Annotated in this window: 19 protein-coding genes; 9 read left to right on the top strand and 10 right to left on the bottom strand. The window is 67.8% G+C overall.

The features are described from left to right. Nucleotides 1-34: 34 nt before the first annotated feature. The gene (locus tag ACGFZ3_RS14170) at nt 35-1,837 is read right to left on the bottom strand and encodes a monovalent cation:proton antiporter-2 (CPA2) family protein (protein WP_392922325.1); all 1,803 of its coding nucleotides are present in this window, start codon (nt 1,835-1,837) and stop codon (nt 35-37) included. A 293-nt stretch (nt 1,838-2,130) separates the two neighbouring features. Here ACGFZ3_RS14170 and mgtE point away from each other — a divergent pair, with 293 nt between their 5' ends. From mgtE to ACGFZ3_RS14185, 3 genes are all read left to right on the top strand, one after another. Beyond that, nucleotides 2,131-3,501, top strand: a complete 1,371-nt coding sequence (gene mgtE / locus ACGFZ3_RS14175; RefSeq protein ID WP_392922328.1) for a magnesium transporter — start codon at nt 2,131-2,133, stop codon at nt 3,499-3,501. Between the two features lie 131 nt (nt 3,502-3,632). Further along, entirely contained in the window at nt 3,633-6,359 is a 2,727-nt protein-coding gene (locus ACGFZ3_RS14180; protein WP_392922331.1) for a bifunctional acetate--CoA ligase family protein/GNAT family N-acetyltransferase, read from the top strand. Nucleotides 6,360-6,730: 371 nt separating this feature from the next. Beyond that, entirely contained in the window at nt 6,731-7,429 is a 699-nt protein-coding gene (locus ACGFZ3_RS14185; RefSeq protein ID WP_392922333.1) for an alpha/beta fold hydrolase, read from the top strand. 12 nt (nt 7,430-7,441) lie between these two features. Here ACGFZ3_RS14185 and dkgB read toward each other — a convergent pair whose 3' ends face one another. Beyond that, nucleotides 7,442-8,245 (bottom strand): 2,5-didehydrogluconate reductase DkgB, encoded by an 804-nt coding sequence (gene dkgB / locus ACGFZ3_RS14190; RefSeq protein WP_392922336.1) that lies wholly within the window; start codon nt 8,243-8,245, stop codon nt 7,442-7,444. 68 nt (nt 8,246-8,313) lie between these two features. Continuing rightward, a complete protein-coding gene (locus ACGFZ3_RS14195; protein WP_392922339.1) occupies nt 8,314-9,528 on the bottom strand; it encodes an MFS transporter in 1,215 nt (404 codons plus the stop codon). Between the two features lie 106 nt (nt 9,529-9,634). On the opposite strand from ACGFZ3_RS14195, the gene ACGFZ3_RS14200 reads away from it, so the two are divergent. From ACGFZ3_RS14200 to ACGFZ3_RS14210, 3 genes are all read left to right on the top strand, one after another. Beyond that, on the top strand, nt 9,635-10,537 hold the full coding sequence (locus ACGFZ3_RS14200; RefSeq protein ID WP_392922342.1) for a LysR substrate-binding domain-containing protein: 903 nt from the start codon (nt 9,635-9,637) through the stop codon (nt 10,535-10,537). A 101-nt stretch (nt 10,538-10,638) separates the two neighbouring features. Further along, nucleotides 10,639-11,091, top strand: coding sequence for an Rrf2 family transcriptional regulator (locus ACGFZ3_RS14205; RefSeq protein WP_392922345.1), 453 nt, complete (start codon nt 10,639-10,641; stop codon nt 11,089-11,091). Continuing rightward, on the top strand, nt 11,081-11,989 hold the full coding sequence (locus ACGFZ3_RS14210) for an NAD(P)/FAD-dependent oxidoreductase (RefSeq protein WP_392922348.1): 909 nt from the start codon (nt 11,081-11,083) through the stop codon (nt 11,987-11,989). The genes ACGFZ3_RS14205 and ACGFZ3_RS14210 overlap by 11 nt, the downstream gene beginning before the upstream one ends. Before the next feature lie 51 nt (nt 11,990-12,040). Here the strand turns inward: ACGFZ3_RS14210 and ACGFZ3_RS14215 are convergent, their stop codons facing one another. Beyond that, nucleotides 12,041-12,994 carry an aldo/keto reductase gene (locus ACGFZ3_RS14215; RefSeq protein ID WP_392922351.1) on the bottom strand — a complete coding sequence of 318 codons (954 nt, stop codon included), beginning with the start codon at nt 12,992-12,994 and terminating at the stop codon, nt 12,041-12,043. 173 nt (nt 12,995-13,167) lie between these two features. On the opposite strand from ACGFZ3_RS14215, the gene ACGFZ3_RS14220 reads away from it, so the two are divergent. Further along, nucleotides 13,168-14,019: a class I SAM-dependent methyltransferase gene (locus ACGFZ3_RS14220; RefSeq protein WP_392922354.1), complete on the top strand. Its 852-nt coding sequence runs from the start codon at nt 13,168-13,170 to the stop codon at nt 14,017-14,019. 101 nt (nt 14,020-14,120) lie between these two features. Then, the gene (locus tag ACGFZ3_RS14225; protein WP_392922357.1) at nt 14,121-14,657 is read left to right on the top strand and encodes a pseudouridine synthase; all 537 of its coding nucleotides are present in this window, start codon (nt 14,121-14,123) and stop codon (nt 14,655-14,657) included. A 60-nt stretch (nt 14,658-14,717) separates the two neighbouring features. On the opposite strand, the gene ACGFZ3_RS14230 is transcribed toward ACGFZ3_RS14225, so the two are convergent. Beyond that, the gene (locus ACGFZ3_RS14230) at nt 14,718-15,107 is read right to left on the bottom strand and encodes a hypothetical protein (protein WP_392922360.1); all 390 of its coding nucleotides are present in this window, start codon (nt 15,105-15,107) and stop codon (nt 14,718-14,720) included. Between the two features lie 143 nt (nt 15,108-15,250). After that, nucleotides 15,251-17,755 carry an ATP-dependent helicase HrpB gene (gene hrpB, locus ACGFZ3_RS14235; RefSeq protein ID WP_392922362.1) on the bottom strand — a complete coding sequence of 835 codons (2,505 nt, stop codon included), beginning with the start codon at nt 17,753-17,755 and terminating at the stop codon, nt 15,251-15,253. Between the two features lie 81 nt (nt 17,756-17,836). Between hrpB and ACGFZ3_RS14240 the strand changes: the two genes are divergently transcribed. After that, a complete protein-coding gene (locus ACGFZ3_RS14240) occupies nt 17,837-18,652 on the top strand; it encodes a TatD family hydrolase (RefSeq protein ID WP_392922364.1) in 816 nt (271 codons plus the stop codon). Nucleotides 18,653-18,785: 133 nt separating this feature from the next. Here the strand turns inward: ACGFZ3_RS14240 and ACGFZ3_RS14245 are convergent, their stop codons facing one another. The 4 genes from ACGFZ3_RS14245 to ACGFZ3_RS14260 form a co-directional block, all read right to left on the bottom strand. Continuing rightward, nucleotides 18,786-19,682, bottom strand: a complete 897-nt coding sequence (locus tag ACGFZ3_RS14245; RefSeq protein ID WP_392922367.1) for an epimerase — start codon at nt 19,680-19,682, stop codon at nt 18,786-18,788. 2 nt (nt 19,683-19,684) lie between these two features. Beyond that, a complete protein-coding gene (panE, locus tag ACGFZ3_RS14250; RefSeq protein WP_392922370.1) occupies nt 19,685-20,623 on the bottom strand; it encodes a 2-dehydropantoate 2-reductase in 939 nt (312 codons plus the stop codon). Nucleotides 20,624-20,876: 253 nt separating this feature from the next. Then, the gene (locus tag ACGFZ3_RS14255; RefSeq protein ID WP_068854422.1) at nt 20,877-21,677 is read right to left on the bottom strand and encodes an ABC transporter permease; all 801 of its coding nucleotides are present in this window, start codon (nt 21,675-21,677) and stop codon (nt 20,877-20,879) included. Then, nucleotides 21,674-22,633 (bottom strand): ABC transporter ATP-binding protein, encoded by a 960-nt coding sequence (locus tag ACGFZ3_RS14260; RefSeq protein WP_392922374.1) that lies wholly within the window; start codon nt 22,631-22,633, stop codon nt 21,674-21,676. Before ACGFZ3_RS14260 ends, ACGFZ3_RS14255 begins: the two co-directional genes overlap by 4 nt. Between the last annotated feature and the right edge of the window lie 101 nt (nt 22,634-22,734).

Consider the following 22,734-nt stretch of genomic DNA (forward strand, 5'->3'; position numbering starts at 1 on the left):
ACGGTCGTGCGCTACCGCCGGAGTTGCTGCCGGGTCAATCGCGGTGTTCGGCGTCCGCCTTTCGGTCACTGCCGGCATCGGCTTCGAACAGGTGCATGAGGTCTGCCCTGGCGTCGCGCGAGGTCTGGATCACAGCCGCTTCGTCGTCGTAGACCAGGTACTGGTCACGCAACAGTTTTTCGTCGTGCTCGCGGAAACGCTGGACGTGCGCGCGCGCCGTATCGGGGGGAATGCCCAGGACGGTCAGTACCCGCTCGCTGAGGTCCAGGCTGGTGCCGAACACCTCGCGGAACGGCTCGGCCGACATGTCCATCAAGCGCCACGCATGCTGGCGGTTGCGTGCCCGGGCCAGCACCACCGCATTCGGGTACATGCGCCGGATCAGCCGCGTAGCACGCATGTTGACTTCCGGGTCGTCCAGCGTGATCACGAACACACGCACGTTCTCGCCACCGGCGGCACGAAGCATCTCGGGCCGCGTCGGGTCGCCGTAGTACAGCTTGTTACCGAAGCGGCGCAGGTCCGATACGGTGTCCGGGTTTGATTCAAGCGCCACGAACGGGATCTTCTGCGCCGTCAGCAGGCGTGCCACCACCTGGCCGAAGCGACCCATGCCGGCAATCATCACGGTGATCCCGTCGCCGTCGTTCTCGACCTTGTCAGCGGGCGGCGTGTCGCTGGCTGGCGAATGCTCGCTGCCCAGCAGGCGCAGCAATGCGATCATCAGCAGCGGTGTCAGTCCCATCGACAGCCCCACGATCGCCACCAGCCGGTCGTGGTTGGCACTGCCCAGCAGGCTCACGCGTTGTGCTTCGTTGAACACCACGAACGCGAACTCGCCGCCCAGCCACAGTACGCTGCCCAGCATCAGCGCATGCCGCGTACTCAGGCGCGCGACCTTGCCGATCCCGAACAGCAGGCTGAACTTCACCACCAGCAGCGCCACCACGCCAATGGCGATCAGCGCCGGCTCGGCCACCACGCGGTCCAGATCGATGCCCATGCCCACCGCGATGAAGAACAGCCCGAGCAGCAGGCCCTTGAACGGTTCGATCTGCGATTCCAGCTCGTGCCGGAACTCCGAATCAGAGAGCAGCACCCCGGCCAGGAACGCACCCAGGCTGGGGCTGAGCCCGGCTTCCTGCATGAACCACGCCGTGCCCAGCACCACCAGCAGCGCCATGGCCGTGAACACTTCCGGGCTGCGCGTGCGCGCGATGATGTTGAACAGCCGGCGCAGCACCGGCCGCCCGCACAGGATCACCACCGCCAGCGCGCCCAGCGCGATCGCCACGTCATCCCACTGCAGGGTCTGGTTCTTGGCCCCGCCCAGCAGCGGAATGGCGGCCAGCAGCGGAATGGCGATCAGGTCCTGGAACAGCAGGATGGCAAAGCCGAGCCGCCCGTAATCGCTGTTGATGCCCTTGTGTTCGGACAGCAGCTGCAGGCCCACGGCCGTGGACGACAGCGCCAACGCGATGCCCACAATCAGCGCCGCCTTCCACTGGAAGTGGTCCAGCATCAGCAGGCTGCCCAGCACCAGCGCGCTCAGCGCCACCTGCGCGGTGCCCGCGCCGAACACCGACCGCCGCATCACCTTCAGGCGCGTGGGCGACAGCTCCAGGCCGATCACGAACAGCAGCATCACCACGCCGATCTCGGCCGCGCCGAGGATCCGGTCCGCATCCTGCACGAAGCCCAGCCCATCCGGGCCCAGTACCACGCCGGCGGCAAGGTAGCCCAGCACCGCGCCCAGCCCGAGCTTCTTGAACACCGGTACCGCGATCACCGCAGCCAGCAGCAGCACCAGGGCCAGTTCCAGCGCACCGCTATGCATGGGGAATCCTGCGTGTCGAAGCGTCGGCCCGTCGCCGGCGCCTCATTATGCGGCCGCGGGCGGAGAAGGGGTTGACCCCGCCTGCCTACGGGTCCAGACTCCGCCGGCGCCGTTCCGGTAGCGTCCGACCGCTGGTCGGGCGGCCAACAGCGCAAACACCCATCCGGAGTCCCCAACCCATGTCCAGCGACAGTAGAAGTCGACCTTGCTCGACGCCAGCGATGGTCACCGCCTGACACGGGACGGTTCGCCAGCGTTGGCGTCGCGCGATCGCGATCCACAAGGCGAACCCCATGAACCAGAAAGACCTCCTGCGCCCGGTGGCGGATGCCGCCGCCCTGAGCGCACCCCTGCAGGATTTCAACACCGCCGACGCGGTGGAATACCTCAACACCCTCGACCTGGCGCGCGCCGCCGATACCCTGGCCGCGTTGCCGTTGCCGCGCGCGGTGAAAATGCTCGAACAGCCCGAGCTTGCCCGCAGCGGCGACCTGGTCGCCGCACTGCCAGTGGCCAAGGCCGCCGCGCTGCTGGGCCTGATGGCCGACGACCGTGCCACCGACATCGTCCATGAGCTGGACGAGGACGAACGCGCGCGCCTGATCCCGCTGCTCAGCGCCGATTCGCGCCAGGCCATCCAGCAGCTGCTCAGCTACCCGGCCCACACCGCCGGCGCGCTGATGACCACCGAATTCGTCAGCGTGCCCGCTGACTGGACCGTGGGCCGCACCCTGCAGCACATCCGTGAAGTCGAGCGCACGCGCGAAACCGTATACGCCATCTACGTGCTGGACCCGGTGACCCAGGCCCTGCGCCAGGTGGTCACCATGCGCCGATTGATCACCGGCCTGCCGGATGAGCCAATCCTGGAGGTGGCCCAGGTCAACCCGCCGGTGACCGTCGATGCCATGCTCGACCAGGAAGAAGTCGCCCAGCTGATCCGCCGCCACGACCTGCTGGCCATTCCCGTCGTCGATGCGCGCCAGCAGGTGCTGGGCATCGTCACCGTGGATGACATCCTGGATGCACTGATCGAAGAATCCACCGAAGACGCGCACAAATTCGGCGGCATGGAAGCGCTGGAGAAGCCGTACATGCAGATTGGCTTTTTCGAGATGCTGCGCAAGCGCGCCGGCTGGTTGAGCGTGCTTTTCCTCGGCGAAATGCTCACCGCCAGCGCCATGCAGCATTACGAGGACGAACTGGCCCGCGCCGTGGTGCTCACCTTGTTCATCCCGCTGATCATGAGCTCGGGTGGCAATTCCGGTTCGCAGGCCACTTCGCTGCTGATCCGCAGCCTGGCGCTGCGCGAACTGCGCCTGCGCGACTGGTGGAAGGTCGCCCTGCGCGAAGTGCCCACCGGCATCACCCTGGGCGCCATCCTCGGCGTGCTGGCGATGATCCGCATCGTGTCCTGGCAGCTGCTTGGTCTGCACGACTACGGCGAGCACTGGCAGCTGCTCGCGCTCACCATCGGCGCAGCGCTGGTCGGCATCGTCACCTTCGGCTCGCTGTCCGGCTCGATGCTGCCGTTCATCCTCAAGCGCCTGGGCTTTGACCCGGCCAGCGCCTCGGCCCCGTTCGTGGCCACCCTGGTCGACGTCACCGGGCTGGTGATCTACTTCAGCATCGCCGCGATGATCCTGGGCGGCACGCTGCTGTAACCGCAGGATGTCGCCACGCCGCCCGCGGCGTGGCGATGCGAGGGGGGTAACCGATCCTTGCGCCAGATCATCCCAACGGGACCGCTTGCCGTGTACCGTGTCACCACGTGTCCCGGTGACTGTTCGACCCCATGAGCACCTACCACCTGCAATCCGTATTCCGCCCGCAGTCGGTGGCCGTCGTCGGCGGCAGCCCGCGCGAGCGCTCCGCCGGCCGCGCGGTCATGCGCAACCTGCGCGCCACCGGTTTTCCCGGCAAGGTCGCCTGGATCAATCCGCGCTACGGCGAAATCGACGGCATCAGCACGGTCAAACGGCTGAAGGATCTCGACTGGGTGCCCGAACTCGTCGTCATCACCGCTCCGGCCAGCATCGTGCCGCAGGTGGTGGCCACCGCCGCCGAGCGGGGCGTGGGCGCCGTCATCATCCTCACCGCCAACCTCGGCCACGGCCCGGGCTCGCTCAGCGAACAGGTCGAAGCCGCCGCACGGCCCAAGGGCCTGCGTATCCTCGGCCCGCATTGCCTGGGCGTGATCGCCCCGCACGCGCGGCTCAACGCCAGCATCGCCGCGCACTTCCCGCAGGCCGGCGACCTCGCGCTGATTTCCGAATCCAGCGCGATTGCGGCCGCGCTGGTCGAATGGGGCGTGGCGCGCTCGGTCGGCTTCTCTGCGGTGGTCTCGCTGGGCGACGCGCTCGACGTCGACTTCGGCGACCTGCTGGACTACTTCGCCACCGATTACCGCACCCGCGCCATCCTGCTCTACGTCGAACACATCGGGGATGCGCGCAAGTTCATGTCCGCCGCGCGTGCGGCCGCGCGCGCCAAGCCGGTGGTGGTGGTCAAATCCGGCCGCCACATCCGCATCGAGCCCGATGGCGATACCCATGTACAGGCGCTGGCCAGCTCCGACGCGGTGTACGGCGCCGCGTTCAACCGCGCCGGGCTGCTGCGGGTGGGCGCGCTGGACGAACTGTTCACCGCCGCCGAAACACTCGGCCGCCTTGGCACCTTCCCCGGTCGCCGGCTGGCCATCCTCAGCAACGGCGGCGGGGTAGGGCGGCTGGCCGTGGATCAGCTGCTGGCCCTGCGCGGCAGCTTGGCCGAACTCTCGCCCGGCACCATCGCCGAACTGGACGCCGTTCTGCCCGAAGGCTGGTCGCGCAGCAACCCGGTCGACATCGTGGTCGACGCCGATGGCGAGCGCTACGCTGCCGCCATCGATGCGCTGATGTCCGACACCGCCAACGATGCGGTGCTGGTGGTGAACGTGCCCACCGCGTTCACCTCATCGGCAGACGCCGCGCAGGCACTCACCCGTACCCTCGGCCTGCGCCCGCGCCACCATCGCGACAAGCCGGTGTTCGCGGTGTGGCTGGGCAATGACGACCGTGCCACCGCCACGCTCAATGCCGCACGGGTGCCGACCTATCCCACCGAAGCCGAGGCGGTGCGCGGCTTCCAGCACCTGGTGCGCTACCGCGACGCGCAGGCAGCGCTGATGGAGACCCCGCCCAGCCTGCCGCAGGATTTCGTGGTGGATACCGCCACCGCGCGCGCCATTGTCGAGGCCGCGCTTGCCGCCGGCCAGCAGTGGCTGGACCCCATCGCCACCCACCAGCTGCTCTCGGCCTACGGCATTCCCTCCGCGCCGGTAATGCAGGCGCGCGATCCGCATGAAGCCATGGATCTTGCCCAGCCGCTGCTGGAGCAGGGCACTACCGTGGCGGTGAAGGTGTTCTCAGCCGACATCCCGCACAAGTCCGATGTCGATGGCGTGCGGCTCAACCTGGGCAGCCTGCAGGCGGTGCAGGCCGCGGCCAGCTCCATTCTCGCCCGTGCCCACCAGATGCGCCCGAACGCGCGCATCGACGGCGTGCTGGTGCAGCCCACCATCGTGCGGCCCAAGGCGCGCGAACTGATCGCCGGTATCGCCGACGACCCGACCTTCGGCCCGGTGGTGGTGTTCGGCCGGGGTGGCACCGCCGTGGAAGTGATCGACGACAAGGCGCTGGCGCTGCCGCCGCTGGACCTGCGCCTGGCCCATGAACTGATCGGCCGCACCCGCGTGTCGCGTATCCTCAAGGCTTACCGCGACGTGCCGGCCGCCGACGAGCGCGCCGTGGCGCTGATCCTGGTCAAGCTGGCGCAGCTGGCGGCCGACATTCCTGAAGTGCGCACGCTGGACATCAATCCGTTGCTGGCCGACCGCGAGGGCGTGATGGCGCTCGACGCGCGCGTGGCCATCGCGCCGTCGCGCAAGCTGCACAAGGGCCGCGGCCACCCGCGCTTTGCGGTGTTCCCGTATCCCAAGGAGTGGGAGCGCACCATTACCCTCTCTGACGGTGCCCCTGCCTTCGTACGCCCGGTGCGCCCGGAAGACGACGCGCTGTTCCGCGCCTTCTTCGCCCGCGTCACCGACGACGACCTGCGCCTGCGCTTCTTCCAGTCGGTGAAGCATTTCAGCCATGAATTCATCGCGCGCCTGACCCAGCTCGACTACGCCCGTTCCATCGCGCTGGTGGCGATCGACCCGCGCAGCGGCGACATGCTCGGCGCGGTGCGCCTGCATGCGGATGCGGATTACGATCGTGGCGAGTACGGCATCCTGATCCGTTCCGACCTCAAGGGCCATGGCATCGGCTGGCGCCTGATGACCATCATGATCGAGTACGCCCAGTGGCTGGGCCTCAACATCGTTGAAGGCCAGGTACTGCGCGAGAACAGCACCATGCTGGCGATGTGCCAGAGCCTGGGCTTCAAGACGAAACTCGACCCCGACGACCCCACGGTGATGGTGGTGACCCTGCCGGTACAGGACGCCAACGTATCCCTGCCGCCCGAGGGCGCCGGGTAGGGTCGGTTCCCGAACGACCGCCGATACCCGTGCAACATCCGGTAACGCATGACCTCCAACGAAGGCGCCTCTCCGGCACAGGTCATGCGTCACCCTGCCGATCACGCCCAACGGCAGTCGTTCGGGAACCGACCCTACCGAGCGGCACTCCACGGCATTTAACCATCACCGCCGACTCCGCGCCCGTTACTCTGCCGGCCGGCCGGTTGCCTGCATCAGGAACAATGCCGAGTGCTCACGGGTCCCGACGGGTACTGGGTCACGCCAACGCTCCAGGTCACTGTTTCATGGTTCTGTGCCGATCAGGAGCCTGCAACACACTGGGCCACACACGACACTCCATGGCCACCCGGATCGCGGACAATAGCGGCATGACCGATCGTGTACCGCTGTTGCTGCTGCCCGGCCTGCTCAACGACGCCGAGCTCTGGCGCGCGCAGATTGCCGCCCTGTCCGACATCGCCGACTGCACGGTGGGCGACCAGACCCGGGGCGAAACCCTGCAGGCGGTGGTTGAGGACGTTTTGGCCCAGGCGCCGGAACGCTTTTCCCTGGCGGGCTTCTCGCTCGGTGGCTTCGTCGCCCAGCAGATCCTGCGCGTGGCCCCGGAGCGGGTACTGCGGCTGGCGCTGATCGACACCTCGATCCACGCAGACTCGCCCGAGCGCGCCGCCCAGCGCCAGTCGCAGCGTTCCAGCGTGCGCCTGCCCGGCACCTTCCATGGCTTCGGCGACAAGCTGATGCGCAGCTACATCGATGCCTCGCGGCTGGACGACTACGTGCTGGTCCAGCGCGTGCGCGACATGACCGCGCGCCTGGGCGCAGAGGTGTTCCTGCGCCAGAGCGCGTTGGACCGCAGCGACGGCCGCGACGTACTGGCTGGCTACCGCGATCCGCTGCTGATCCTGTGCGGCGCCAACGACCGCATCACCCCGCTGGCAATCAGCGAGGAGATGCATGCCCTCGTACCCGGCTCAACCCTGGTGGTGCTGCCCGATTGCGGCCACCTCGCGCCCATGGAAAAGCCGGAAGAGGTCAGCGCCGCGATGCGCGATTGGCTGTTGGCCTGACCTGCGGCACACTCAATCCCACGCCGGCGCGATGCCTTCCGGGTTCGCCAGGCGCTGACCGCGATCCAACGTGGCGATCTGGGCCATGTCCTCATCGCTCAACGTCAGGTCCGCCGCCAACAGGTTGCTGGCCAGGTTCTCACGACGGGTCGACGACGGAATGACCGCAAAGCCCTGCTGCAGCGCCCAGGCCAGCGCGACCTGCGCCGGGGTGGCAGCGTGGCGTTCGGCAATGGCCTGGATCACGGGGTCTTTCAACACTTCGCCATAGGCCAGGCTCATGTACGCCGTTACATGGATGCCCTGCTCGCGCAGGAACGCAACCAACGTCCGGTTCTGCAGGTACGGATGCACCTCGATCTGGTTGGTCGCGATCGCATCGGCGCCCAGGATCGCAATCGCCTGGCGGGTCAGGTCAATGGTGAAGTTGGAGATACCGATCTGCCGCGTCAGCCCGTCGGCCTTGGCCTGCGCCAGCGCGCCCAGGTATTCCTTCATCGACACCGCATCGTTCGGCGACGGCCAATGGATCAGGGTCAGGTCCACATGGTCGGTGCGCAGCTTGCGCAGGCTCTCGCGCAGGCTGTCCAGCAGCGCATCGTGCTGGAAGCTGGCAATCCAGACCTTGGTGGTCAGGAACAGGTCCTCACGCGCCACGCCAGACTCGGCGATGGCCTGCCCGACCTCGGCTTCGTTGCCGTAGATCTGCGCCGTATCGATGGCGCGGTAGCCCACGTCCAGTGCGTTGCGGACCGAATCGATGACGGTCTGGTCCTTCAGGCGGAACGTGCCGAGGCCAAATGCGGGAATGCTCATGAAAAACTCCTTCAGCGGGGGAAGTGCAGGCTACGCCGTGCACCGTTAAACGAATCAAATGAGAAGGCTCAATGGGCGGCGGCAACCACGCCTTCGGCGCGGTCCTCGATCCCGTCACGCCGGTCCAGCCGCCCGCTCAGCACGGTCAGCCCCAGCGCACCCAGCACCACCAGTGCGCCCAGCCAAGGCGTGTGCATCAGGCCCAGGTGATCCACCACCAGCCCGCCCAGCGAAGCACCCATTGCGATGCCCACGTTGAACGCGGCGATGTTCAGGCCAGAGGCCACGTCCGCCGCCTGCGGCGCGAACCGCTGCGCCTGCTTCACCACGTACACCTGCAGCCCCGGCACGTTGCCGAATGCCACCGCGCCCAGCGCAAGCACCGTCAGCAGCACCAGCCAGGTGTTGTGCGCGGTGAAGGTCAGCGCGAACAGCACCAACGCCAGCAGCCCGAAGATCAGCTTCAGCGCCGGGATCGGGCCACGGCGGTCGGCCAGGCGGCCACCCCACAGGTTGCCGATGGCCACCGATACGCCGTACACCAGCAGCACGCCGCTCACCGCATTCGGCGAGAAACCGGTGACGTCCTGCAGGATCGACGCGAGATAGGTAAAAGACAGGAACGTACCGCCATAGCCCAGCGCAGTGATGGCATACACCAGCAGCAGCCGCGGCTGTGCCAGCACGGCCAGCTGCTGGCCGAACGTGGCCGGTTCGCTGCGCTGCAGGTTGCGCGGCACGAACAGCAGGCTGCCGATCAGCGCGATGACGCCCAGCGCCGCCACTGCCAGGAAGGTAGCGCGCCAGCCCAGGTGCTGGCCGATGAACGTACCCAGCGGCACCCCGGTCACCAGGGCCACGGTCAGCCCGGTGAACATGATCGCGATCGCGCTGGCCGCCTTCTCCTTCGGCACCACCGAGGTGGCGATGATCGAGCCGATCGAGAAGAACACGCCGTGCGCCAGCCCGGTCAACACCCGGGCCACGATCAGTGAGCCGTAACTGGGTGCCATCCAGGCAATCACATTGCCCACGGTGAACAGCACCATCAGCGCTACCAACAGGGTCTTGCGTGGCACCCGGCCGGTGAGTGCGGTCAGCACCGGCGCGCCGACCGCAACGCCCAGCGCGTACAGCGAGACCAGCAGGCCCGCCGAGGGTAGGGACACGCCGAGATCGGCGGCAATGGTCGGGATCAGCCCGACGATGACGAATTCAGTGGTGCCGATGGCGTACGCACCCAGCGTAAGCGCCAACAGGGCCAAGGGGATGCCACGGGACATGAGGGTTACCGGTGGGAGAAGAAGGTGCGCAGTCTGCGCGTCCCACTCTTGCTGAAAAACCGGTCTTCACGCCAATGACTCTTGCTTCATGGTCAATAATGCGTCCATGAAGACCACCCTCGATGAAATGCAGGCGTTCATCGCCGTGATCGACAGCGGTTCGATCACTGCCGCCGCCGATGCTCTGGGCCAGACCACCTCCGGGGTCAGCCGGGCCCTGGGCCGGCTGGAGGAAAAACTGGGCACCACGCTGCTGACCCGCACCACCCGGCGGCTGCAGCTCACCGAGGAGGGCGATGCCTTCCTGGCCCAGGCCCGCGCCATCGTGGCCTCGGTGGAAGCGGCCGAAGAGCAGATGACCGCGCGCCGCCAACGCCCTGCCGGGCGCCTGCGCGTGGATGCGGCCACCCCGTTCGTGCTGCATGTGATCGCCCCGCTGGTGGCCGGCTTCCGCACGCGCTACCCGGATGTGCAGCTGGAGCTCAACAGCAGCGAGCGCTACATCGACCTGCTCGAGCGCCGTACCGACGTAGCCATCCGCATCGGCCCGCTGGCCGACTCCACCCTGCACGCGCGCCCGCTCGCGCACAGCCGGCTGCGGGTGCTGGCCAGCCCGGCCTACCTGGCCGAGCACGGCACCCCGAAAACAGTGGAGGACCTCGACGGCCACGCGTTGCTCGGCTTCAACGAGCCCGATTCGCTCAACCACTGGCCGCTGCCCGGGCGCACCGACGCGCTGCTGCACATTCGCCCAGCGGTGGCGGTGTCCAGCGGCGAAACCCTGCGCCGGCTGGCGCTGGAGGGGGCGGGCGTGGTCTGCCTGTCCGATTTCATGACCCACCGCGACCGCGATGCGGGCACGCTGGTGCAGGTGCTGCCGGCGCTGACCGTGGAAGTACGCCAGCCCATCCACGCCGTGTACTACCGCAACACCGCCGTATCGGCGCGGATCAGCAGCTTCCTGGATTACCTGGCGGACGCCATGACGGGACAGGCCTTCCTCCGGTAACGCCGGCCGTTCATCGGCCATCTGAACGGTAAGACGCGTACGTGGGCGGCCAACGGCCGGCGCTACCCGTCGGCGGAAAAATATGTAACTATAGTTGTTACATGAAATCGAACAATCAGTTCTCCGACGCGCTCCACATCATGGCCCACCTGGTCGGCCAGGACGGACCGCGCACCTCCGAACAGCTCGCTACCTGCCTGCCGACCCACCCGGTGGTGATCCGCCGCCTGCTCGCCGCGTTGCAGAAGGGCGGGCTGGTCCACACCGCGCGCGGCCATGGTGGCGGCAGCCAGCTGGCGCGCGACCCGGGCACCATCACCCTGCACGACGTCTATCTCGCCATCGGCTCGCCGGCGCTGTTGCATACCGGCGCGCGCGAAACCGGGCGTGGCTGCCCGGTGCAGCAGGTGGTGAATGCCGCGTTGGACGAGAGCTACCAACAGGCGCAGGCGCTGCTCGAACAGCGCCTGCGCGCCACCACCCTGGCCACATTGGGCGACGCCTTCGCCCAGCACCTGGCCCTGCACGCAACAGGAGTTGCCCATGACCTTTGATGCCGTGATCGTCGGCGGCAGTTTCGCCGGCCTGTCCGCCGCGATGATGCTGGCGCGTGCGCGCCGCAGCGTGCTGGTAATCGACAGCGGGCTGCCGCGCAACCGCTACTCCAGCCACTCGCACGGCGTGCTGGGCCTGGATGGCATCTCCGGCACCGACCTGCTGCGCCAGGCCAAGGCACAGCTGCTCGATTACCCCAGCGTGCGCTGGGCCAATGACACCGTCACCAACGCGCAGCCGACCGTGGATGGTTTTGCGGTCACCACGGCGGCCGGTGAGACCTGGGCGGCGCGCAAGCTGTTGCTGGCCACCGGCATCCGCGATGTGCTGCCCGAACTTCCCGGCCTGGCCGAGCGATGGGGCCACAGTGTGCTGCACTGCCCGTACTGCCACGGCTACGAAGTGGGCGGTGGTGCGATCGGGCTGCTGGGTGGGCATCCCATGTCGCCGATCATGGCCGGGCTGATCGCCGACTGGGGCCAGGTCACCTTCTTCACGCAGGGCATGGCGCTGGACGACGAGCAGCTGGGCACGCTGCAGCGGCGCGGCGTGCAGATCGAAACGGAAACGGTCGTGGCACTGGAAGGCGACGCACCGCAGTTGAGTGGTGCACTGCTGGCCGACGGTCGCCACATCGACCTGCGCGCGTTGTTTGTCAGTGCGCGCCAGGAGATGGGCTCGGCGCTGGTGGAGCAGCTCGGCTGTGAGTTGGAGGAAAGCCCGGTGGGCGTGCTGGTGCGGGTGGATGCGCAGAAGCAGACCAGCGTTCCCGGCGTCTACGCCGCAGGCGATGCAACCTTGATGGGCAACATCACCCTGGCCAGCGCGGAAGGCGTGCGCGCCGGGGTCAGCCTGCATCACGCGCTGGTCGCCGAGGATGGAGCTGCCCCGGGGTGATACGGAAACGGCCACCCTGAGGTGGCCGTTCCTTGAGGCGTCCGCGTCGAATCAGGCGGCGCTGGCGCTTTCCAGCTGTGCGATGTCTTCGGCGGTCAGACCTACCTGCGCGGCAGCCAGCACGTCGCGCAGCTGTTCCACGCTCGTGGCGCTGACGATCGGCGCGGTGATGCCCGGGCGGGCGATCAACCACGCAATGGCGACCTGTGCCGGGGTCGCGTTGTACGTGCCGGCCACGTCATCCAGCGCCTGCAGGATACGCAGGCCACGCGGATTGACGTACTTGGCCACCACGTTGCTGCCACGCGAGCTGCTCTTGGCCGCATCGTCGGCACTGCGGTACTTGCCGCTGAGGAAGCCGCTGGCCAGCGAGTAATAGCTGATCACACCCAGCCCATGCTCGCGCGCCACCGCCTCCAGCCCGCTTTCGTAGCCGGCACGGTCATACAGGTTGTACTCCGGCTGCAGCGTCTCGTAGCGGGGCAGCTTGTAGTCCGCCGATACCTTCAATGCGGCCTGCAGACGCTCGGCGCTGTAGTTGGAGGCGCCAATCGCACGCACCTTGCCCTGTTCGATCAACCGGCCGAACGCGGCCAGCGTGGTTTCCAGCGGCGTGGACTCGTCATCCTCGTGCGCCTGGTACAGATCAATGACATCGGTCTGCAGGCGGCGAAGCGAATCCTCCACCGCCGCACTGATGTTGTCGGCGGAGAGGCCCGGGTGCTCGGCCCACTTGGCCACCTTGGTGGCCAGCACCACCTTGTCGCGCTTGCCGCTGCGCTGGAACCAGCGGCCCAGGATCGTTTCCGATTCGCCGCCCTTGTTCCCGGGCACCCAGGCCGAATACACATCGGCGGTATCGACCAGGCTGAAGCCGGCATCGACGAACGCATCGAGCAGGGCGAACGAGGTCTTCTCGTCCGCGCCCCAGCCGAACACGTTGCCGCCGAACGCGATGGGAAGCACTTTCAGGCCGGAACGGCCGAGTTCGCGCGGTGCAGCCATGGGCAATCCTCCAATCAAAATCCAATGTCACAGCATAAGTGCCTGTCCATGACACCGCTGCGGCACCGGCCACAAAACAGTGTTCCGCTTCGCTGCACTGCACTAACGTTTTGTGAACACCTTTGACATCGCGGCTGCTAGTCTCGCCGCATCCCGCCACCGTAGGTGATCCGATGAAAGCCCGTTCGCTCAGCTGTGCCTGCCTGTTCACCGTCTCCACGCTGCTGCTTGCCGCCCCCGCCATGGCGATCAAGCCGGCCGGCCCCAACGCCCAGCCCGCCATTACCGCCGCCGTCCAGGCTGCCGTCGACGGCAAGGGCCGCACACCGGACAACGTGAAGCGCGATGCCTACCGCCACCCGGCGCAGACGCTGTCGTTCTTCGGCGTGGAACCGGGCAAGACCGTGGTGGAAATCACTCCCGGTGGTGGCTGGTACTCGGAGATCCTCGCCCCGCTGCTGCGTGACAAAGGCACCTACGTGGCCGCCGTGGTCGACCCGATGGCCGTGGCCGAAGGCAAGGGCCGCGATTACCAGCAGCGCGGCAAAGACGGGCTGGAAAAGAAGTTCGCCGCCGCCCCGGCCCTGTATGGCAAGGCAAAGGTCGTGGGTTACGACCCGAACGCACCGAAGTTCGGCGCGGACAACTCCGCCGATGTGGTGCTGACCTTCCGCAACGTGCACAACTGGCGCAGCGCCAACCAGGCCGAAGGCATGTTCAAGGGCTTTTACAACGTGCTCAAGCCCGGCGGCGTGCTCGGCGTGGTCGAACACCGCGCCAAGGCCGACGTACCGGCCGACGACAAGAGCGGCTACGTCGGGCAGGCCCAGGTCATCGCCATGGCTGAAGCGGCCGGCTTCAAGCTGGCCGGCAGCAGCGAGATCAACGCCAACCCGCGCGATACCAAGGACCACCCGAACGGCGTGTGGACCCTGCCGCCGGTGAACAACCACGACGCCGCCGACGATGCCAAGTACAAGGCCATCGGTGAAAGCGACCGCATGACCCTCCGCTTCGTGAAGTAACCCGGTCGCCACACACCGGTAGGTACCGACCGTTGGTCGGTACCACGGCGCCCGAAGCCGTGTAATGGGACAATGACACCTCGTCACCCACGTCCCGCCCCATGCTCATCGCCTTCAACAAGCCCTTCAACGTCCTGTGCCAGTTCACCGACAGCAGCCAGCCGCCGCGCGCGACGCTGGCCGGCTTTGGCCTGCCGCCTGACGTATACGCGGCGGGGCGGCTGGATTACGACAGCGAAGGCCTGCTGCTGCTCACCGACGACGGCAGGCTGGCGCACCGGCTGACCGACCCGCGCCACAAGGAAGACAAGACCTACTGGGTGCAGGTGGAAGGCGCGCCGACCGACGAGCAGGTGCAGGCATTGCGCAGGGGTGTGCAGTTGAACGAAGGCCCGACGCTGCCCGCGCGCGTGGAACATCTGGAAGCGCCGACGCTGTGGGAACGCACGCCGCCGGTACGGTTCCGCAAGACCGTGCCCGATGCCTGGCTGGCCATCACCCTGCGCGAAGGGCGCAACCGCCAGGTGCGGCGGATGACGGCGGCGGTGGGCCTGCCCACGCTGCGGCTGGTGCGCGTGGCGATGGGTGCGCACAGCCTGGAGACGCTTCAGCCCGGCCAGTGGCGTCGGATCGATTGATCCAAATAAAAAACCGCCGGACATGCCGGCGGTTTTTCCAACTGCAACCTGCCTGATGGATCAGGCGTCGCTGCCGATATCGCTGTGCTCATCCACCACCGTGGTGTTGCGGCGGTTGCGCGCGCTGATGCGCTCGGCCTGCCCATTCACCACCTGGCCGTTGGCCAGCTTCTTCTTCTGCTGCTTGCGGTACAGCGCATAGCCGAGCAGACCAACGCCCACGGCGGCAACGGCGATGGTCGCGGCCGGGTTGCGACGAACCGCCTTGGCGGCCACGCGGCTGCCGGTCTTCACCGCGCCGAGTGCGGCACCGGTCTTGATCCAATCGGTGGCTTGCGGCCCAAAGTGGCGCAGGTTGCTGCCGGCGTGCTTCAGGCCGTCTCCGGCGCTGCTTGCCAGGTCCAGTGCACGCTCAAGGGCGCGGTCGGTAATCACGGTCAGTCTGCTCATGGGGGATCCTTTGCCTCGATTCGGAATCCAGTGTCGCGCGGGGGCCGTGTAGGGCGTGTTATCCGCCAGCCACGGTCCGGTCACGACGATAACCAATCCGCAGGATCCATTCAGCTGGGCCGGCGGCGCACGGTCAGCCGGCGTTACGTCCCGCGCGGCTTGGCGCGATGGGTGGCGCTGGCCGTCCACGGATCATCCGGCCACGGATGCCGCGGGTAGCGCCCCTTCATCTCCTTTTTGACTTCGGCATAGGTGTTGGCCCAGAAGTTGCGCAGGTCCTGGGTGACCTGCAGTGGCCGACCGCCCGGCGACAGCAGGTGCAGCGTGAGCGGCACACGGCCATCGGCGATGCGTGGCGTATCGGCCAGCCCGAACAGTTCCTGCAGCTTCACCGCCAGCACCGGTGGCTGCGGCGTGCTGCTATCGGCCTCCAGCGCATACGTGATCGGCCGCTCCATGCCCGACGGGACGGCGATGCGCACCGGCGCATGCCGGTCGATCAGCTGGCGCTGTGCCCACGGCATGGGTGACTTCAGCGCCTCGCCGAGGCTGGATTCATCCAGGGCGTCCAGCCGCGTCCTGCCATTGAACGCCGGCGTCAGCCATGTCGTGAGCGTCTCCATCAGCGCCGCATCCGATACATCCGGCAGTTCCAGCTCCGGCATCCACGCCCGCAGCGAGAGGGCTCGCGCCTGCCACTGGCGCAGGCCGTCGGTCCACGGCAATGCCTCCAGTCCCAGCTCGCGCACCGCCTCGGTCAGCGCCTGTGCGGCCTGGGCCGGATCCACCCGCCCGGCCGAGCGGCTGTCCAGCACGATGCGGTCAAATCGGCTTTCGCGGCGTGCCACCAGCGCCCGCTTGTCCGCGTCCCAGCGCACCACGTCCTGCTGCTGGAAACGCTGCGGGAAATCCTGGCGCAGGCGGTTCTCATCCACCGGCGCGGCACGTTGCAGCAGCGCATCGCGGGCCTCGTAGCGCAGTTCCACCGCCACCAGCCACGGCTCACCCCGCAGGTCGCTGGGGTCGAACAGCCGCGCGCTGCGCCCATTGGCCAGGAGGTAACGCAACGGGTCGGTGGGATGACGCGCGGCGACCCGGTCCGGGAAGGCGTGCGCCAGCAGGTCGCCCAGTTGGTGCGCCTCCACCGACGACGGCGGCGCGGTATCGCAGCGCAGGCGTCGCCGCCACTGCTTGCTGGCCGCATCGATGGCCGCCAGCGCGCCGCGATTGGCATCCAGCGGCACGCGCCCCTGGCGGAACGCCGCCAGCGCCCGCCAGCGCGCGGCCAGTGCATCGCCGCCGTGGCGCAGCGGGTCGCGTGCTTCCACCAGCGCGGCCAGGTCGCAGGCCAGCGCCTGTTCCGTCGCGTTGTGGGCTGCCAGCAGCATCGCCGCAAGCCGCGGGTGTGTGCCCAGCGTAAGCATGCGCCGGCCCAGCGCAGTGAGTACCCCGGTGTCGCTCAACGCGCCCAGCCGCTGCAGCAGCTCGCGCGCGGCAGCCATCGCGCCCACCGGCGGCGCATCCACGAAGCGCAGGTCCTCGCTGCCCCACGCCGCCAGCTCCAGCGCCAGCGCGGCCAGCTCAACCTGCGCGATCTCGGGACGGCGCTGGGCCTCCAGCCGCTGCGACTGCGGCCACAGCCGCCACGCCCAGCCCTCGGCCACGCGCCCCGCACGGCCGGCGCGCTGGTCGGCCGAGGCCTGCGCGATGCTCACCACGTCCAGCCGTGAAAAGCCGCTGTTGGGGTCATAGCGCGGCTCGCGCGCCAGCCCCGCGTCCACCACCACGCGCACGCCGGGCAGGGTCACCGAGGATTCGGCCACGTTGGTGGCCAGCACCACCCGGCGCTGGCCCTGCGGATCGGGCTGCAGCACGCGTGACTGTTGCTCTACCGGCAGCTCGCCGTGCAGCGGCAGCACCTGGATATCGGCGGGCAGCGCCTGCTCCAGCGCCGCCTGCGTACGCGAGATCTCGCGTTGGCCGGGCAGGAACACCAGCACGTCGCCCGGGTGCTCGGCCAAGGCCTGCTCAACCGCGCGCCGTGCCTGCGCTTCCAGCGATTCGTCGCGGCGGGCCGGGAAATGGCTCACCGCGACCGGGAAGCTGCGCCCGGCGCTGCTCAAGCGCGGCGCCTCCAGGAACTGCGCCAGCCGCTCGCCATCCAGCGTGGCCGACATCACCACGATGCGCAGGTCCTCGCGCAGCTGCGCCTGCACATCCAGCGCCAGTGCCAGCCCCAGATCGGCGGCCAGGTGGCGCTCATGGAACTCATCGAACAGCAGCGCGCCCACGCCTTCCAGCATCGGGTCGTCCTGCAGCATCCGGGTCAGGATGCCCTCGGTGACCACCTCCACCCGGGTGCGCGCCGACACCTTGTTCTCGAAGCGGATGCGGTAGCCAACTGTCCCGCCGACCTCTTCACCCAGCTGCCGTGCCATGAACTGCGCAGCGCTGCGCGCGGCCACCCGGCGCGGTTCCAGCATGATGATCTTGCGGCCTTCCAGCCACGGCGCGTCAAGCAGCGCCAGCGGCACCTGGGTGGTCTTGCCCGCGCCCGGGGGCGCTTCCAGCACCAGGCGCGGGTGCGTGGCCAGCTGCGCGGCGATCTGCGGCAGCAGCTCGGAAATCGGAAAACTCGGCGTACTCATGGCGCAAGGATACGGGCCGGCGGCGGGGGCCGCACAGGCGGCACGCTACAATGGCGCGATTCATTGCCCTGTAGCTGCCCCATGCAACTGATCGATATCGGCGCCAACCTCACCCACGATTCGTTCGACCGTGACCGCGATGCCGTGCTGGCCCGCGCCCGCGACGCGGGCGTGGTGCAGATGGTGCTGACCGGCGCCAGCCGCGAGCATTCGCCGATGGCCCTCGAGCTGGCGCGCCAGCACCCGGGCTTCCTGTATGCCACCGCCGGCGTGCACCCGCACCACGCGGTGGAATACACCGACGAATGCGACGCTGAAATGCGCGCGCTGCACGCCCACGCCGAAGTGGTGGCGGTGGGCGAGTGCGGCCTGGACTATTTCCGCGATTTCGCCCCGCGCCCGGCCCAGCACCGCGCCTTCGAGCGCCAGCTGCAGCTGGCCAGTGACGTGCGCGCCGCCGATGGCCAGCGCAAGCCGCTGTTCCTGCACCAGCGCGACGCGCATGCTGATTTCATGGCGCAGATGAAGAACTTCGACGGCCGCATCGGCGCTGCGGTGGTGCATTGCTTCACCGGCGAGCGCCAGGAGCTGTTCGATTACCTGGACCAGGACTGGTACATCGGCATCACCGGCTGGCTGTGCGACGAGCGCCGTGGCGCGCACCTGCGCGAGCTGGTGAAGCACATCCCGGCCGAGCGGCTGATGATTGAAACCGACGCGCCGTACCTGCTGCCGCGCAGTTTGAAGCCGATGCCGAAGGACCGGCGTAATGAGCCCATGTTCCTCGCGCATATCGTCGAGGAACTGGCGCGGGATCGCGACGAGGATGTCGAAGTGACCGCAGCGAATGCGACCGCAGCGACGCGCACGTTCTTCCGCCTGCCGGACGCGCGCTGACCCGCGCCTGTCGCTGCGTTGGTAGGGTCGCATCCCGATCGACTGCCGATACCAATGGGCAGGCCGTCGAAGGCATGACCCAAGGCGAAGGCGCCTCGCCGGAGCGGTCAATGCGTCAAAGCACCGATCACCGCTATCGGCGGTTGTTTGGGAACCAACCCTGCCGGATGGCGTCCTGCAGCCCTTCGCGGTATGTCGCGAATGTTGGCTTCCAGCCCAGCGCCTCGCGCGTGCCCCGGCTGTCGATGCGCTTGTTGCTCGCATAGAACCGCCTTAACGCCGGGCCTACCGATGGGTCATCCCACGCCACCGCTGGCGGCATCGCAAACCCACCCAGCTTCGCCGCGAACGCCAACACGTCCTGCGGCGCCGCCGGCTCATCATCGGCAGGCAGATACAACGCCTCACCCGGGCGATCCATCGCCGCGACAACCACCGCCGCCAGATCCTCCACATGCAGCCGGTTGAACTTCAACCCCGGCCTCACCACATGCCGCGCCCGGCCTTCCGCCAACTGCACGAGCGCATTGCGCCCGCGACCGTAGATCCCCGGCAAGCGGAACACCGCAGACGCCACGCCTTTCCCGCGAGCAAATTCGCGCCACTGCGCCTCGGCCAGCAACCGCCGCCGCGCCGTGTCATCCACCGCATCGGCTACCGACGTCTCGTCGATCCAGCCACCCTCGCGGTCGGCATACACCGCCGTTGAAGAGAGATAGCCCACCCAGCCAAGTGCCGGGCTCTCCTGCAACTCCGCAGCCACCAGCCGCAATGCGGGATCGCCGCCTTCATCAGGCGGCACCGTACAGATCACGGCCTCCGCGCTGCGGATAGCCTCACGCAGCGCATCATCAATGGGCTGCCCAGCCACCAAGCAGTGGCGGACAACACCATCATCAGGCGCCGCATCCGGCTCCCGCACCGTGCCGCTGCAGGCCACACCCCGCGCCCGCAACAGCGCCGCCACATGCCGCCCGCTGTACCCAAGCCCCAACACCAGAACCCCCGTCGGTGCATTGCCGGCGACCATGCTCAGCCCGCGCGCTGGCGCTGGTAAGCCTGCAGGTGTGCATACGCCACCGCCAGCAGCGGCGCCGCCTGGCCGGCCGCGCGTGCCCGCACCCGCATGTCGCCCACGATCTGCTCGGCTTCCACCTGCTGGCCGGCCTCCAGATCGCGCAGCATCGACGCCTTCAGCGCCGAGCCTGCCTGCGTGGTCGCGGCCAGTGCCACGGCCTGCGCCTTCTCCGGAATCGGTTCACCCGCCGCCTCGGCCACCGCCAGGCATTCGGCATACAGCCCGCACACGATCTCCGCACCATCATCCGTGGTCACGATCGTGCCCACATCCGCCCGCATCAGGCAGGTTGCCGCCGCCAAGGTGGTCAGGAACGTGTACTTCACCCACTGCTCCTGCCCAATGGCATCGCTGGCCACATGGTCCACCCCGGCCTGCACGCACGCCGCCGCCAGGGCCAGTACCCGCGCACTGCTGCCCGGCGTATCACGCTCGCCAAAGGTCAGCTTCGCCGCAGGGGCCAGGTGCAGTACCGCGCCATCGTCGGCCTTGGTCGCACTGATGAAGCACAGCCCGCCCAGCACCGCATCGCGGCCGAAGCGTGCATCCAGTGCCGCGTAGTGGCGCAGCCCGTTGAGGATCGGCAGCACCGTCGTACGCGACGACACCGCCGGTGCAATCGCCTCGATGGAGCTGTCCAGGTCGTAGGCCTTGCAGCTCAGGATCACCAGATCGAAGGGCTGCTCTGCAGCAAGCGCAGGCAGCGCATCAGCAGTGACGTGGGCGACCGGGAAGGTCGCATCACCCAACGGGCTGCGGATGACGAGCCCTTCGCTGTCCAGCTGTGCTGCGCGGGCAGGGCGCACCAGGAAGGTTACGTCGACCCCAGCCTGGGCCAGACGACCGCCGAAATAACCGCCAGTGCCACCGGCGCCCAGTACAAGAATGCGCATTACCTTTCTCCATTAATCCTGAGGGCCGGCCAACGGCCGGCGCTACCGGTAACGTCGCGGTGCGCTTCTGCCTTTCGCTCCGTCACCGACCAAATGTCGAAGGTGGGGCGGGGTGGGTTTGCGGGGGTGTGAGCCGCATGGATGCGGCGACCAAGCCCCCAAGGATGGGTTCACGGCGTCCCCCGCAAACCCACACCGCTCCGCCAAACCGTCAGGAATCACAGAGCCGACGCCTTTGCCTTTGACGTTAGCCTCAGCTCCGCATACCCACGCCACGCTTGAGCAGCCACAGCGCCAGCGCCGTCAGCACCACCACGAAACCGATCATCAGTGCGTAGGCCACCCACAGCGGCACATCGCTCGTACCCAGCAGGCCATAGCGGAACGCGTTCACCATGTAGAAGATCGGGTTCGCATGCGTGGCCGCTTCGGCCCATGTCGGCAGCAGCTTCACCGAATAGAACACGCCGCCCAGGTAGGTCAACGGGGTCAGGATGAAGGTCGGCACGATCGCCACGTCATCGAACTTCTTGGCGTACACCGCATTGATGAAGCCCGCCAGCGAGAAGATCGTCGCGCCCAGCAGCACCGTGGTCAGCGTCACCAGCGGGTGCGGAATGCGTACCGGCGTGAAGAACATCGCGATGAGCAGCACGATCACGCCCACCATCAGCCCGCGCAGCACCGCACCGGCCACGTACCCCCACAGGATCACCCAGTTCGGCATCGGGCTCACCAGCAGCTCTTCCACGTGGCGCCCGAACTTGGCCCCGAAGAACGACGAACTGATGTTGCCGTAGCTGTTCTGGATCACGCTCATCATCACCAGGCCCGGCACGATGAACTGCATGTAGCTGTAGCCGCCCATCTCGCCCACGCGCGAACCGATCAGCCCGCCGAAGATCAGGAAGTACAGCGTCATCGTGATCGCCGGCGGCACCAGCGTCTGGCCCCAGATACGCAGAATGCGCGCCACTTCGCGGCGCACGATCGTCATCAGCGCAATCCGGTTGCGCTGGCCGTCGGTCAGGACCGGGGTCGGGGTGCTGCTCATGCCGCGTTCTCCTGGTTGCCGGTGAGGCGCACGAACAGCTCCTCCAGGCGGTTGCTCTTGGTCCGCATCGACCGCACCCGGATGCCCGACGCGTTCAGCGCCGCGAACACCCGGTTCAGATCCATCGCGCGCGGCATGTCCACGTCCAGCGTGTGCCCGTCGATGGCCACCATCGTGGTGCCCTCGATCACCGGCAGCTGCGCCGGCAGCTCACCGTCGATATCGAACAGGAAGCCTTCCACGTCCAGCTTGGCCAGCAGCTCGCGCATCGGCCCCTGCGTCACGATCTGGCCGTGGTTGATGATGGCCAGGTTGCGGCACAGGTGCTCGGCCTCTTCCAGGTAATGCGTGGTGAGGATGATCGTGGTGCCGGCCGCGTTGATCTCCTTGAGCACCCGCCACATGTCGCGGCGGATCTCGATATCCACGCCCGCGGTGGGCTCATCCAGGATCAGCAGGCGCGGGCGGGTCATCATCGCCCGGGCGATCATCAGCCGGCGCTTCATGCCGCCCGACAGCGTGCGGCTCATCACCTGCGCCTTTTCCCACAGGTGGGCGCGCTTGAGCTCCTCCTCGGCCATCTTCTCGGCCTCGGCGCGGGCCACGCCATAGAAGCCGGCGTAGTTGACCAGGATGTCGAAGGGTTTCTCGAACAGGTTGAAGTTGATTTCCTGCGGGACCAGGCCGATCAGGCGCATGGTGGCGCTGCGGCTGCGCACCAGGTCGCTGCCGAAGACCTCCACCTGGCCCTCACTGAGGTTCACCAGCGAGCTGATGATGCCGATCAGGGTGGACTTGCCGGCCCCGTTCGGGCCCAGCAGCGCGAAGAAGTCGCCCGGGGCAACATCCAGCGAAACCCCTTTCAGGGCCTGGGTGCCGTTGTCATAGGTCTTGCGCAGGTCGCGCACCCGCAGGGCGGGGGCGGTACTGGTCGCGGGAGTATTCTGGGATGCCAAGCTCTTGCCTTCGCGCCCATGGGACGGCGCTGGATAGGGGCGGGGGAGCGGCTATTATAGAAGGCCTCAGGGGTTTGCCCCGGCTACACACTGTTTCCCAA

It is taken from the genome of Stenotrophomonas sp. NPDC047960, from assembly GCF_043204395.1.
GTDB lineage: Bacteria > Pseudomonadota > Gammaproteobacteria > Xanthomonadales > Xanthomonadaceae > Stenotrophomonas.

Coding starts and splice junctions, on each gene's coding strand:
- ACGFZ3_RS14200 (WP_392922342.1), top strand. CDS start 9,635: ATGAAGACCACCCTCGATGAAATGCAGGCGTTCATCGCCGTGATCGAC.
- ACGFZ3_RS14230 (WP_392922360.1), bottom strand. CDS start 15,107: ATGAGCAGACTGACCGTGATTACCGACCGCGCCCTTGAGCGTGCACTG.
- ACGFZ3_RS14185 (WP_392922333.1), top strand. CDS start 6,731: ATGACCGATCGTGTACCGCTGTTGCTGCTGCCCGGCCTGCTCAACGAC.
- ACGFZ3_RS14255 (WP_068854422.1), bottom strand. CDS start 21,677: ATGAGCAGCACCCCGACCCCGGTCCTGACCGACGGCCAGCGCAACCGG.
- mgtE (WP_392922328.1), top strand. CDS start 2,131: ATGAACCAGAAAGACCTCCTGCGCCCGGTGGCGGATGCCGCCGCCCTG.
- ACGFZ3_RS14205 (WP_392922345.1), top strand. CDS start 10,639: ATGAAATCGAACAATCAGTTCTCCGACGCGCTCCACATCATGGCCCAC.
- ACGFZ3_RS14225 (WP_392922357.1), top strand. CDS start 14,121: ATGCTCATCGCCTTCAACAAGCCCTTCAACGTCCTGTGCCAGTTCACC.
- ACGFZ3_RS14245 (WP_392922367.1), bottom strand. CDS start 19,682: ATGGTCGCCGGCAATGCACCGACGGGGGTTCTGGTGTTGGGGCTTGGG.
- ACGFZ3_RS14215 (WP_392922351.1), bottom strand. CDS start 12,994: ATGGCTGCACCGCGCGAACTCGGCCGTTCCGGCCTGAAAGTGCTTCCC.
- ACGFZ3_RS14180 (WP_392922331.1), top strand. CDS start 3,633: ATGAGCACCTACCACCTGCAATCCGTATTCCGCCCGCAGTCGGTGGCC.
- panE (WP_392922370.1), bottom strand. CDS start 20,623: ATGCGCATTCTTGTACTGGGCGCCGGTGGCACTGGCGGTTATTTCGGC.
- dkgB (WP_392922336.1), bottom strand. CDS start 8,245: ATGAGCATTCCCGCATTTGGCCTCGGCACGTTCCGCCTGAAGGACCAG.
- ACGFZ3_RS14195 (WP_392922339.1), bottom strand. CDS start 9,528: ATGTCCCGTGGCATCCCCTTGGCCCTGTTGGCGCTTACGCTGGGTGCG.
- ACGFZ3_RS14170 (WP_392922325.1), bottom strand. CDS start 1,837: ATGCATAGCGGTGCGCTGGAACTGGCCCTGGTGCTGCTGCTGGCTGCG.
- ACGFZ3_RS14220 (WP_392922354.1), top strand. CDS start 13,168: ATGAAAGCCCGTTCGCTCAGCTGTGCCTGCCTGTTCACCGTCTCCACG.
- hrpB (WP_392922362.1), bottom strand. CDS start 17,755: ATGAGTACGCCGAGTTTTCCGATTTCCGAGCTGCTGCCGCAGATCGCC.
- ACGFZ3_RS14240 (WP_392922364.1), top strand. CDS start 17,837: ATGCAACTGATCGATATCGGCGCCAACCTCACCCACGATTCGTTCGAC.
- ACGFZ3_RS14210 (WP_392922348.1), top strand. CDS start 11,081: ATGACCTTTGATGCCGTGATCGTCGGCGGCAGTTTCGCCGGCCTGTCC.